This window comes from Microvirga sp. P5_D2 (assembly GCF_054049475.1).
In genome coordinates, this window is sequence record NZ_JBFUMH010000154.1 from 1 (window position 1) to 12,425 (window position 12,425).

The 12,425-nt window shown below is 61.1% G+C and carries 10 protein-coding genes and 3 pseudogenes; 10 read left to right on the forward strand and 3 right to left on the reverse strand.

Annotation, left to right across the window (positions count from 1 at the left end; all coding sequences use genetic code 11):
* Nucleotides 1–278: 278 nt before the first annotated feature.
* The 8 genes from ACXJKO_RS25135 (at nucleotide 279) to ACXJKO_RS25170 (ending at nucleotide 9,084) form a co-directional block, all read left to right on the forward strand.
* Nucleotides 279–1,229 carry a LysR family transcriptional regulator gene (locus ACXJKO_RS25135; protein ID WP_457093800.1) on the forward strand — a complete coding sequence of 317 codons (951 nt, stop codon included), beginning with the start codon at nucleotides 279–281 and terminating at the stop codon, nucleotides 1,227–1,229.
* A 73-nt stretch (nucleotides 1,230–1,302) separates the two neighbouring features.
* Nucleotides 1,303–2,256 carry a hydroxymethylglutaryl-CoA lyase gene (locus ACXJKO_RS25140; protein ID WP_457093801.1) on the forward strand — a complete coding sequence of 318 codons (954 nt, stop codon included), beginning with the start codon at nucleotides 1,303–1,305 and terminating at the stop codon, nucleotides 2,254–2,256.
* Between the two features lie 64 nt (nucleotides 2,257–2,320).
* Nucleotides 2,321–3,586, forward strand: coding sequence for a CaiB/BaiF CoA transferase family protein (locus ACXJKO_RS25145; protein WP_457093809.1), 1,266 nt, complete (start codon nucleotides 2,321–2,323; stop codon nucleotides 3,584–3,586).
* A gap of 59 nt (nucleotides 3,587–3,645) precedes the next feature.
* Complete coding sequence (locus ACXJKO_RS25150) at nucleotides 3,646–4,176, forward strand: gamma carbonic anhydrase family protein (RefSeq protein WP_457093802.1); 531 nt, start codon at nucleotides 3,646–3,648, stop codon at nucleotides 4,174–4,176.
* A gap of 172 nt (nucleotides 4,177–4,348) precedes the next feature.
* Nucleotides 4,349–5,392 (forward strand): ABC transporter substrate-binding protein, encoded by a 1,044-nt coding sequence (locus tag ACXJKO_RS25155; RefSeq protein WP_457093803.1) that lies wholly within the window; start codon nucleotides 4,349–4,351, stop codon nucleotides 5,390–5,392.
* 1 nt (nucleotide 5,393) lies between these two features.
* Nucleotides 5,394–6,239, forward strand: a complete 846-nt coding sequence (locus ACXJKO_RS25160; protein ID WP_457093804.1) for an ABC transporter ATP-binding protein — start codon at nucleotides 5,394–5,396, stop codon at nucleotides 6,237–6,239.
* Nucleotides 6,240–6,244: 5 nt separating this feature from the next.
* On the forward strand, nucleotides 6,245–7,126 hold the full coding sequence (locus ACXJKO_RS25165) for an ABC transporter permease (protein WP_457093805.1): 882 nt from the start codon (nucleotides 6,245–6,247) through the stop codon (nucleotides 7,124–7,126).
* Nucleotides 7,123–9,084, forward strand: coding sequence for an aconitase family protein (locus ACXJKO_RS25170; protein WP_457093806.1), 1,962 nt, complete (start codon nucleotides 7,123–7,125; stop codon nucleotides 9,082–9,084). The genes ACXJKO_RS25165 and ACXJKO_RS25170 overlap by 4 nt, the downstream gene beginning before the upstream one ends.
* A gap of 18 nt (nucleotides 9,085–9,102) precedes the next feature.
* Here the strand turns inward: ACXJKO_RS25170 and ACXJKO_RS25175 are convergent.
* Nucleotides 9,103–9,243, reverse strand: a pseudogene (locus tag ACXJKO_RS25175) (RraA family protein); the annotation flags it as partial.
* 63 nt (nucleotides 9,244–9,306) lie between these two features.
* Between ACXJKO_RS25175 and ACXJKO_RS25180 the strand changes: the two are divergent.
* A pseudogene (locus tag ACXJKO_RS25180) lies at nucleotides 9,307–10,008 on the forward strand (IS6 family transposase).
* A gap of 656 nt (nucleotides 10,009–10,664) precedes the next feature.
* Here the strand turns inward: ACXJKO_RS25180 and ACXJKO_RS25185 are convergent.
* Both ACXJKO_RS25185 and ACXJKO_RS25190 read right to left on the reverse strand, forming a co-directional pair.
* Nucleotides 10,665–10,931, reverse strand: coding sequence for a LuxR C-terminal-related transcriptional regulator (locus ACXJKO_RS25185; RefSeq protein ID WP_457093807.1), 267 nt, complete (start codon nucleotides 10,929–10,931; stop codon nucleotides 10,665–10,667).
* 256 nt (nucleotides 10,932–11,187) lie between these two features.
* Nucleotides 11,188–11,343: a DUF1127 domain-containing protein gene (locus tag ACXJKO_RS25190; RefSeq protein ID WP_457093808.1), complete on the reverse strand. Its 156-nt coding sequence runs from the start codon at nucleotides 11,341–11,343 to the stop codon at nucleotides 11,188–11,190.
* 888 nt (nucleotides 11,344–12,231) lie between these two features.
* Here ACXJKO_RS25190 and ACXJKO_RS25195 point away from each other — a divergent pair.
* Nucleotides 12,232–12,425: pseudogene (locus tag ACXJKO_RS25195) on the forward strand (IS110 family transposase); the annotation flags it as partial.

The following is a 12,425-nucleotide window of genomic DNA, read 5'->3' on the forward strand; positions in this document are numbered from 1 at the left end:
GGCGGGTTCTGCCCGCGTCATCACGCCTGTGACACGCCGGATCCTCGCTTCAGAGGCGATGGGAGCTTCATTCCATCGACGATAAGCCAATCCGCGCTCGCCCATGATGGTGAAGGGCCTTGGAGCGGGGAAAGCCGCAATCCGTCTTTTGCGAAAGCATTTTGACACGACCAAGACCCACAGGAGACCTAAGAGAGGTATTCGTGTGCTCGCGCCAAAGAAGACCGACTTCCCACGGCGGTCCTTGCACGAAAGAGCGCATTGCCGAATATAGGCCAATGAACCTGCCGGATTGGACAACCCTGCGTATCTTTCTTGCTGCCATCGAATGCGGGAGTGTTACCCGTGCCTCCGAGAAATGCGGCATCGCCGTTTCGGCCGCCGCGAAACGCATTCAGGATCTAGAGACGGAACTCGGGGTCCAACTCCTAACCCGGGGTGCAAGAGGTGTAACGCCGACGGTGGCAGGGGAACTGCTCGCCCGGCATGCTCGCACAATGTTCGCTTTCGGTGCCCGCCTTGGAGAGGACCTCCGTGCGGTTGCTGAAGGTGGACTAGGCAGTGTGCGTCTCCACGCGACCCTCTCGGTCCTCGCCGGACATCCACTCGCGGAAGCTTTGGCGGCTTTTGCCGTCGAGCATCCCGGGGTCAGTGTCGAGCTGCGCGAAGTTACGAGTCTGTCCGTCCTGCGAAACCTCGTCGAGGGCCAAACGGATATTGGAATTATTACCGTTGGCGGAACCGTCCCCACTGGACTGGAGGCACGATCCTGGCGCTCTGACCAACTCCTCGTCGTCATGCCAATGGGGCATAAGCTGGCCACGCGCCAGAGCCTGCGCTTTGCGGAAGTCCTTGGCCACCCCCTGATCGAGATCATCGAGGGCGGCGCCATGACGTTGCTTCTGCAAGAGGCCGCGGAGCGTCTTGGGGTGCGTCTGCGCCCGCGCCTTCGCGTCGCGACGGTCGAGGCCGCCGCCCGGCTCGTCGCCGCCGGCCATGACCTCGCCATCATCCCGGATGGTGTTCTGCCAACCTACAATCCTGACCTGCGCCTTGTCGGTGTTCGGCTGGCTGAGCCCTGGGCACAGCGGCAAGTGAGACTGGTCAGTTGCCCGGCCACCATGCTGACGCCTTCGGCGCGCCTGCTGCTCGACTACCTTTCCGCCTCGCAAGGCGAACCGGCTGAGGTCGAGCATTCGCGAACGACGGACGCTGTGTCCGCGAAATAGCGCTTCTCCTTCTGCTCTCACGTCGGCAGTCTGTGTCGAACGACAAAAGCAAGACTACGCCCGAGGAGACGCCATGGAGATCAGCTCCAAGTCGGAGGCCGTCGTGGTGCGCGAGGTCGGCCCCCGCGACGGCTTGCAGAACGCGTCGGCGATTATGCCGACACAAGCCAAGCTTGACTGGATCGCCGCGATGACAGCAGCGGGCATCCGCGAGATGGAAGTCGCCAGCTTCGTCCCCCTGGCGGCAATGCCGCAGATGGCGGATGCGGCCGAAGTGACCCGTGCTGTCCGTTCGGCTCACCCGAGCCTGCGCGTCATCGTCCTCGCTCCTAATCTGCGTGGCGTGCAAAACGCGGCGGCTGCTGGAGCGCAATCCATTATTTTGCCCGTGTCGGCGAGCGAGGCTCATAGCCAATCCAATGTGCGCCGGTCACGGGCCGAGCAGGTTGCGGAGGTCAGGCGCGTTGTCGAGTGGACCCGGTCCCTGGGAGGCGGTGCGCCCCGGATCGAGGTCGGCATCTCGACGGCCTTCGGCTGCTCGCTCCAAGGCATCGTCCCCGAGCGTGATGTCATCTCATTGGCGGCCTCCTTGGCCGAGACGGGCGCGGACGTGATCGCCCTAGCTGATACCCTAGGGTACGCAAGCCCGTCTCACATTCGCCGCCTCGTACGGTCCGTGAAGGCCGAGATCGGCAACACGACCTTCGGCAACCTGCATCTGCATGACACTCTCGGTACGGCTCTGGCCAACGTCCTCGCGGCTCTCGAGGAGGGCGTGCGCGGGTTCGATGCAGCCCTCGGCGGCCTTGGCGGCTGCCCGTTCGCGCCCGGCTCCGTTGGCAACGTGTCAACGGAGGACCTTGTCTATCTCCTGGAATCGGAAGGCTTGTCGACCGGAATTGACCTGGAGGCACTGCTTGAAGCCCGCAAGGTCCTTCAAGCCGGACTTCCGAGCGAAAAGCTTCAGGGCCGGGTCGCGGCCGCCGGCATTCCCCGTACCTACCGCTTGTCGTCAGCCGCCGCATAGCGGGACTGGGCGTCACCGACGCCGTCCTGACAATCTTGAGGATGTTTACAAGTTGTCCGCACCTTTGACCCAACACACCCCGCAAGCGCCGGCGCCTCTCGCCGGAATCCGCGTCCTCGAATTCAGCCACATGATCATGGGGCCGAGTTGTGGAATGATTCTGGCTGATCTCGGCGCCGATGTCGTGAAGGTGGAGCCCGGTCCTGCCGGTGACAATTCGCGACGTCTCACGGGCGCGGCCATCGGCTTCTTCCCAACTTACAACCGGAACAAGCGCAGCATCTGCGTCGATATGAAGAGTCCCGCTGGGGCGGCACTCGTCGGTCGGCTCGCCGCAAGCGCGGATGTCATTGTCGAGAACTTCCGCCCAGGAGCTATGGAAAAGCTCGGACTCGGATACGCTGCACTGTCCGCGATCAATCCGCGTCTTGTCTATTGCTCCCTCAAGGGATTCCTGCCCGGGCCTTATGAGCATCGCACGGCTCTCGATGAGGTCGTCCAGATGATGGGCGGGCTCGCCTACATGACCGGCCCTCCCGGCCGGCCCCTCCGAACAGGCGCCTCCGTCAACGACATTTTGGGGGGGACGTTCGGGGCCGTGGCCGTTCTGGCGGCGCTGCGGGAGCGCGACAGGACCGGCCGCGGCTCTCTCGTTCAATCGGGCCTGTTCGAAACCAATATGGTGCTTGTGGCGCAGCACATGGCCCGGGCGGCCATTGAGGGCCGCAATCCGGAGCCGTTCGGCGACCCGGACATGAAGAAACCCTGGCCCGTCTATGACGTCTTCGATTCCGCCGATGAAGGTGAGCAGGTCTTTGTCGGAACCGTTACGGAGAGCCAATGGCGTGGGTTCTGCGAGGCTTTCGGGCTTCACGATCTCCTGTCCGATCCCGATCTTGCAACCATGGCGCAGTTGGCGGCTGCACGACCGCATATCCGCCAGCGCGTGGCGGAGGTCTTCAGGAAGCTGCCTAAGGCCGAGCTGATGGCGAGGTGTGAGGCTCTCGGCTTGCCTTTCGCTCCCATCGCACGCCCGGCTGACCTTTTCGATGACCCACACCTGTTGGCATCGGAAGGGCTATTGCCGATTGATCTCAGAAGTGCCGAGGGCGCTCCGGGTGGTACTCCGGTTGTTCCTGAGGCTGGGCTTCCGGCGCTTCCCGTTACTCTTGGCACGGGTCGCCCTGGGTTGAGGCGCCAGCCCCCGCGTGCGGGCGAGCATGGGATCGAGGTCATGCAAGAGGCTGGTTTCTCTGAGGCGGAGATCAACAAGATGGTTGCCGACGGCATCGTCTCGGTGCCGGCCCACCAGTCCCCGGCGGCCGCCTGACCAGGGGCAGCGTGGGCTCGGACCATCAGACCAGCGAGACTGGAGAGGAACAGCAGCAGATGCCGATTTACGCACTCGGTGACACGGTGCCGGAACTCCCGGACGCTGATCAGATCTGGATTGCTCCGAGCGCTCACGTCATCGGCCGCGTTCGGCTCGGTCGCGACGTCGGCGTCTGGTTCGGTGCCGTTCTGCGGGGTGACAACGAACTGATTGACATCGGAGACGGGACGAACATTCAGGAAGGGGCTATGCTGCACACCGACCCGGGTTTCCCGCTCACCATTGGGGCAGGAGTCACCATTGGGCACCATGCAATTATCCATGGATGCGCCATTGGACGTGGCTCTCTCATTGGCATGGGAGCCACAGTGTTGAACGGCGCCCGGATTGGCGCAAACTGCCTTGTCGGCGCGAATGCCCTAGTGACCGAAGGGAAGGAGTTCCCCGACGGATCTCTCATCGTCGGCGCCCCCGCCAAGGTCATCCGGGAATTAAACCCTGAGGCTTTGGAAGGTCTGCGGAGGTCCGCAGCAAACTACGTCCGAAATGCCGAGAAGTTCAGGTCGGGTCTCCGGGTCATCGGCTGATGCATCGAGACTGACTCACGATGTGCAGACAACGCTCTCACGCAGAGACACATGCAGGTTGGCAGATATGAGTAGGTCTTAAAGCTTCGTAGGGAAGTCGATCGTCAAGAGAAGCCACAGAAACAAAGGCATGGATGATCGATCCCCCAAATTAAAACCAGGAGGAAAACGCATGATCAATCGCCGACATTTTATCGCCACTGCTGGCGGCGCCGCTGCCGCAGGGGCCCTCGGTTTCCCGCGCCTTGCTCAAGCTGCAACGCCGGCAAGCATCACGTTTGGACCGGCATTGCCCGTTTACGCGCTCACCTTCGTGGCGGTCGAGAAGGGCTTCTTCAAGGATGAAGGGGTCGACGTCAAAACCGTCATCACCGATGCCGGCGCCCGCTCGCGCCAGACCCTGGCCGCAGGAGACGCGCTGTTTGCTCACGGCGACGGCAGCCATCCGCTCCAGCTCTCGAACCGCGGCAAGAAAGCGAAGCTGATCCTTGCCACCCAGATGGTTCCGTCCACCGCCAACATGGTGATCCGGCAGGATTTGTTCGATCAGGGCATCAACACCGTCGATAAGCTCGGCCAATGGAAGCGTCCAGACGGTGCCAAGCCTATCGTGGCCGCAACTGCCATCGGTTCGGGAACGTGGATGTTAGGCACATACGTGTTTGAGGCACGCAAGCTTGGACAGAACATCAACTGGGTTGCGGGCGGGGGCAGCAAGACCATGCTCGCCGGCCTGCAAAGCAAGCAGTTCGACGTCATCATGGCGCCTCCTGCGTGGCAGTTGGAAGCGGAGCGCAACGGATTCGGCAAGACACTGTACGACGTCCGCACGCCGGGTGTCGTCGCTCAGGACTTCGGCGGCAACCTGCCAGTCCTCGCGTTCTACACGCTCGAGGACACCATCGAGCAGAACCCCGCCCTTGTGCAGTCCACCATCAACGCACTGTACAAGGCCATGCGCTGGGTGAAGGAAACGCCCGTGGACGAGGTCTTCGCTCTCCTCGGAACCAAGTACTACGGCTCCATCGACCCAGCATCGGCGAAGGCGGAACTGGCGTTCGACAAAGACACCTGGGACTACAACGGCCGCATCACGAAGGAGGATTTCGATCGCGGAGGTCGCGTGTGGTACCGCAACGGTACTGATATTCCGCCGATGAAATACGAGGATGTGGTCGACATGCGCTTCCTCGACGCCGCGCAGAAGAAAGCCTGACATGGGTGCCCGGCTCTACACGACGGCCGAGCCGACGCCGAAGGCTGTGACCGCACGCAAGGACGTACGAGTTTCCGTGCGTTCGCTCGACAAGGCCTTCGGGCGCGGCGACGCGAAGGTGACCGCCGTCGATAAGGTGTCCTTCGACATTGGGCGCGGCGAGTTCGTCGCGCTCCTGGGTCCGTCGGGCTGCGGCAAGAGCACGATCTTGAACATGGTCGCCGGGCTGATCCCACGGACCGGTGGCAACATCCTCATCGATGGCAAGCCGATGGAACAGGGTCAGGTGCGGCGCGAGATCGGCTACGTGTTCCAGCGGGACACGGTCTTCCCATGGCGCACGGTCGAGGCCAATGTCGGCTACGGGCTCGAGATCGCCGGCGCGCCAACAGGTGAGCGCCGGGCCCGTGTGGCCGAGGCGCTGGATCAGGTAGGCCTCACTGGCTTCGCCAAGGCATTCCCGCGAACCCTGTCGGGCGGTATGCGCCAGCGCGTCGCGCTAATGCGCACCCTGATCACGCAGCCTGAGATCCTGCTGATGGACGAGCCATTCGGTGCTCTCGACACCCATACCAAGCTCGAGATGCACCGCATCCTGCTGCAACTGTGGGAGCGCGAGCGCCAGACCGTGCTGTTCGTTACCCACGACCTCGGCGAGGCCCTGACGCTGGCGGACCGCATCATCCTCCTGTCCGCCAGGCCCGGACGCCTCAAGGAGGACTTCGAGGTCCCGCTGGAACGCCCGAGGGATGCTGTGGCCCTGCGCGAAAGTCCCGAGTTCGCGCGGTTGTTCTCCCATATCTGGCATTCGCTCGGCGAAGAATTCCGCAAGACGAAGGCGGAGTGAGACTCATGGCATCCACGCAATCCTCGACGACTGTCCTGCTCTGGCGGGTGGCGATCCTGCTCCTGCTTCTTGCTGTCTGGCAGTGGGGCTACGACCTGCGGGCGTTTGCGGCGCTCAAGCCCTACGTCCCCAACTTCCTCGACCCGTATTTCGTGTCCAAGCCGTCCGAGATCTGGAAGAGCTTCCTGCGCCTGGGCTGCCTCACGGATCGAGGCGGTACGCTCCACGGCTGGAGCAGCATGACGGCGTGCCTTGCCGAAGATGCCAACAACATCTGGATGGCGACGGCGGTGACGCTCAAGAACACGTTCTGGGGTTTTCTCGGCGGCACTCTCTCGGGTATTGCGGTGGGGCTGATCCTTGGTCGGTCCGACTTCCTGTCGCGGGTGTTCGAGCCTTACATCGTCGCGTTCAATTCGATTCCGCGTATTGCCCTCGTCCCGCTCATCATCCTGATGTTCGGCCTCGGCGACATCTCCAAGATCGTAACGGCCTGGATCGTGGTGTTCTTCGTGGTGTTCTTTAACACGTTCGAGGGCACCCGTGCGGTGGACCGGGATCAGATCGCGGCATCGCGGCTGCTCGGGGCTAACTCGTGGACGGTCACCCGCACCGTGGTGATCCCATCGACGCTCGCCTGGGTGTTCGCCTCCCTGACCCCGGCGGTGTCGTTTGCCTTGATCGGCGTGATTGTGGGCGAATTTATCGGTGCCGAGCGCGGCATCGGCAAGCTGATCGTCGAAGCCGAAGCCCGCGCTAACGCGTCCGAGATGATGGTTGCGATCTTCGTCCTCATGGTGGTTGGCATCCTGCTCGCCATTGGTGTGCGGCGGATCCAGGCCTACCTTCTGCGGTGGCAGCCACAGTTCGATCAGGCAAGCGCATGACCAGGGTCACCTTCCCCGGCCGCATCCTTTTCCTGTCGGCCGATCCCGACAAGGTTGATGCCCAGCTTGCTGGGACAGATTTCTCATTGGAGCAGGCTGGGCAGCTTCGCGACGACGTCTCGACCGACGAAATCACGCCGCTGCCGTCGCTTGTCTACTTCGACGAGCGGCTGGCCAGTCATCCCTACACTGGCTTCAAGGCGGGCGATCGGCTGCCGATTGGTTTGGACGCAGCGAGGCAGGGCGGCTTCACCGCCACGGTCGGAGGCAAGCGGTACGGCAAGGGCTCGTCACGGGAGCACAGCCCGGTGGCCGAGAAGGCAGCCGGCATTCGCCTCGTCATCGCTGAAAACTTCGAGCGCATCTACCGCCAGAATGCCGACAATGTCGGCCTGTTCACGTCGACTGACTTCGGCCTGATCGAGCGGATCCGACGCGGAGAGGAGATCGATGTCGAGGAATTGGTCGGAGACCGCGACAGCATTGCGGCCGCAGTCCTACGCAGTGGTGGCCTGCTGCGCTACGGCCGGGAGCGCCAGCACTCCGTTTCGGCCCTCCAAAGCCTGTCGGACGGGCAGGGGCCGCAGACCTTGTTCGAGAAGATCCTGGCTCGCCATGTGGTAAAAACCGCCGATAGCCCTGGTGACCTCACGCCCGGAACAGGGGGCTTCGTTCGGGCCGACATCCGGTTCATCCACGACATCTACACCGGAATGTGCAGCTACATGCTGCATGAAACGTTCGGCAAGCCCGTCCGCCTCCACGAGCCGGAGTCGATCATCGTCTTTGAGGATCATTACTCCTATGCACACCGGAGCCGTGTGCACATTGAGCGTGGTTTGCTTCCCCAGGTCCATGAACTGTCCCAGGCACACCGGGAGTTCGTGGCGGACTATGGCTTGCGGTCGCATGGTTACCTGCCGGGCGGAGAAGGGTCCGAGGGCATCTCACATGCCCTAATGGCGGAGCAGTACGCATTGCCCGGCCAACTGATTGTCGGTACGGACTCCCATACCCCGCACAGCGGGGCGCTGGGCTGCCTGGCGTTCGGCGTCGGCACGACCGATATCGCGAACAGCATGGTCACGGGTGCGGTACGGATCACGGTACCGGAGGTCCTGCGCATAGAACTCTCGGGAACGTTGCCCCGCGGCGTCACAGCGAAGGACATCGTCCTGCACCTACTCGCTTTGCCCGGGCTCAAGATGGGAACAGGCGTCGGCAAGGTCTTCGAGTTTGGCGGCACCGGCATCGCGCAGCTCAACACAGACGAGCGGACGACGCTGACCAACATGACCGCCGAACTGGGAGGCTTTACCGGGATCGTCGAACCCGATGCGGAGACGGTTCGGTTCCTCAAGGAACATCGCGGGATCGATGCCACGATAGAGCCGTGGATGCGTAGCGACGAGGGGGCCGCCTATGCGGAGGTGATCCGTGTGGACCTCTCGGCCTTATCGCCCATGGTTGCGGCTCCCGGGGACCCCGGCAATGGTCTCGATCTTTCCAAGCTGCCGCAGCGTGTTGCCATCGACATCGCCTATGGCGGGTCCTGCACCGCCGGCAAGCGGGAGGATTTCGACCGCTACCACGAGGTCCTCTCGTGGGCGGCAGAGAGGGGGCTAAAGATCCCGCCTCATATCAAGCTTTTCCTTCAGTTCGGCACGACAGCGGTCCGGGACTACTGCATCGAGAAGGGTTATCTTGACGCATTCTCGCGGGTTGGCGCCGAAATCCTCCAGCCGGCGTGTGGCGCCTGTGCGAATTGCGGTCCCGGCACATCGACCAGCACCGATCAGGTGACCGTGAGCGCCATCAACCGGAATTTCCCGGGTCGCTCGGGCCCTGGAAAGGTCTGGCTTGCCAGCCCGCCCACGGTCGCAGCCAGCGCCATCGCGGGCGAGCTGACTTCCTTTGAGGAGCTCCAGGCGCGCTTCGACACAGGGCAGGCGCGTTGACCCGGTTGTTGGGAGCTTTCAGAGGTCGTGTAATCTCCGGGAACTCACGATGACTCCATCTGCGTCGCAGTAGACGAACCGGCCCGGCGCGAACTCCGCCCCGCCAGCCTGGAATGAAGTGCCGATCGTGCCTGTCCCGTTGAACGAGCCCCGGGCTGGGACGACGCCAAGGGTGTTGTCACGTTAACTCGGGTTTGACCGCGACCGTGTAGTCGGGCCAGCATGAGCAAGCCTGTCAGCTACAAGCGCCACCGCTTTCCGCCTGAGATCATCGCCCATGCGGTCTGGTTGTATTTCCGGTTTCCTCTGAGCCTGCGGCTGGTCGAGGAGATGCTGCTCGAGCGCGGAATCCTCGTCTCTTATGAGACCGTCCGCCGCTGGGCCCTGAAGTTCGGGCCAGACTACGCCCGCCGCCTCAAGCGTAAAAGGCCGAGCCGCCGTGATGTTTGGCACCTCGATGAGGTTGTGGTCACCATTGCTGGCAAGAGGCACTGGTTGTGGCGGGCCGTCGATCAGGATGGCTATGTGCTTGACAAAATCGTCCAGAGCCGGCGCGACACCAAGGCAGCCAAGCGCTTACTGAAGCGGCTGTTGAAGAAGCAGGGCTGCCCGCCCCGCCGATTGATCACCGATAAGTTGAGCTCCTATGCGTCGGCCCGGCGTCAGATCATGCCCTCAATTGAGCACCGGGCTCACAAGGGCCTGAATAACCGAGCCGAGAATTCGCATGTTCCGTTGCGAAAGCGGGAGAGAATGATGCAGGGCTTTCGGTCTGTGGGAGGCCTGCAGCAGTAAGTCAGTGTGTTCTCCGCTGTGCGCAATCTCTTCGTTCCGCCCCGCACTCGACGCTCCGCCCTTGCCACCCATCTTCACCGCCTCACCGCAATGACGGAATGGAAAGGCGCGGCCAACCTCGCCGCCTGAGTGGTTCAAGTGGCAGAATCTGCCTCAATGCGTCCGGTCTTGATTAAAGTGACATCGCCTTCCGAGTAAGGGGAGAGGTGAGAGGGGGCGACGGGCGCAAACAGCCCAAAAAGAAGCGCCCCAAATAGGCGGGCGCTTAGTTGCGATCCGTGGGGCAGATGAGGACCGGGGGCAGGAAATGCCTCAGGCGAACAGATTGTTCGGAGACAAGCCACGCTCTTACGAGGTAGCGGATCTCAAGAGCTATGATGGGGATGCATAGAGAGGTGAAGGGATAGCTAGGCTACCCTGATTATCTTCAGCCAATGTTCTTTGAGATATGACTAGCCAATTCAATGCGGGCCAGAGCCTTCCGCTTGTGACACGAACGTGCCTCAGCCGCTGCCTCGGACATGAGCAAAAGCGCTGTCTGCGCTAGGTGAACATAGTCATTCCGGACGCTCACCGACGCGTCATGCCACTCGTTATCATGTTCGACATTGAAGAACGCCTTTGCGACGTTCTCAAGGTGCTCGCGCGTCATAGCATTCCCTAGGTCAGCATCTTGGGACGGGAGCCTATCTTAACGCGATACCGGGCGACAATTAGGCCGAATGGCCGAGCGGGCTAACAGGTTATGTCCCTAGTAAGCTGAAGCAGAAGGAGACACCCTATTGTCAAGTTTGTCTGTCGCCCGATAATCCTTGGGCCTTCTTCGCTTTATCAAGAATAGATTTAATTCGGGCTCTAACTAAGCTTTCATCTACACCAAGACGTTTCGCTACCTCAGCTAGCGAGAGACCGCTCATCAACAGACGCATGATCTGCGTCTCCTGATCTGTCAGCATGTGATGACTACTTTCCGATTTGGAGTTGTCATCGGAAATGATATTTGAGTTGCTGGCGAGAAACGATTGGTAAGCCGGGGGAGGACGTTTATTCATAGAGGTAGTCTTTGTGGATAATTTTCGCTATTTCAGCTTTTATTCTTAATAGATTACAGTTGTATGATCGCACAACGCGACCGAGGCCTCACATTTAGTTGATAAGCTGAATTGCCTATTGGGATCAGAAGGAATGCAAACTTTCTGCCCACCCCTCACCTCCCTGTCATGAAAGGGGCGGGAAGGGGCTTTTGCATCTGAAACGCAAACGCCCGCCGAGAGGCGGGCGAGGACAGTTGCTGCGATACAGCTGAACTTAGGCAGCGAGGCCTTGGCGAGCGACACTGGCGATCTCGAAACGGGAAATGCCGAGATCGGTGAGCTCGCGATCCGAGAGAACGGAAAGCTCGGCAACCGTCGCACGATAGACGAGGTAGGCGCGTACTTTGGCGAGGATGACCGAAACGAACATGGGAAGCTCCTATAAGTTTGCCGGCTTTTTGGGCAGCGGCCTGTGTTCTTGCCTTGCGATGCAGCAATATGCCCACGCAGTGCACAATAGAAGCGTTCGTTCTGGAGGTCTGACATGCGGCGGCGTCATACCAAAGTATAAGCCGCTTCCGACTTCCTTTCGATGGTCTGTCAAACCTCGTCGGAGTGCCTAGGCTCGAGCAGGAAGGGGCCAAGAGGCGGCGCGGCTTAAATCTGAATCCGAGTTTCCGTCAGGTCTCGAAGCAAAAGAAAAGCGCCTGCGCGGCGCTTCTAAGGCTGCGGCCGTAGGGGCAAATCTCGACCGGGCAGGCAATATTACATAGAGACGGGCCCGCTGATATAGGCCGTTTGTCCTACGACTTAAGAGGTGCGCCATATGCCGTTGCGGTACTTCATGCAAATCAGATACTGCGGATCTTGCCGTAGGGGCAACTACGAGCTCAAGGGTCGCGAACATGGTCATAAGACCGGGCGCGGCCCTTTTTCATGGGCTAGTCAGCGACCTTCGTCCTGCCAGGGGATGGAAGGGAAGGGTGAAGAGAAGGTTGCTGATCGATGAAGCAGCTCAAATGAACAACTATAGCGTTGTGATGTAGGTTAAGGACAATTTGGAGAGAGCACCTATCGTTCTTGCTGGGCTCAGATACTTCCTCCCGAGACCCACACTGAGCCTTGTCAGATTATTCCCTGCTGACAGGGCTCTTTTTGCGGAAGTCCATTTCGCGCTTTTGGAGGAGAGAGCTTGAAGCCAACAATCCAAAAAGAAAGATCGGATGATTGGGGCTCCCGCGGCGCTCCCGGCATGGGAGTGACAGGTTATCAATCTCCGGGCAGGCTCCTGAAGCTTAAGTGGTCAAGGAGCCCTGCCATGGATCTGTTCGTCGGCCTCGATGTCTCCGTCCGCACTACCAGCGTCTGCATCATGGATGCCACTGGTAGGATCCTGAAGGAAAGCAAGGTCGAGACCGAACCAGATGCGATCGGGGCACTGCTGCATTCCATCAGCGATCATTACAAACGGGTCGGTCTTGAGGCTGGCCCGCTCTCGCAATGGCTCTACAG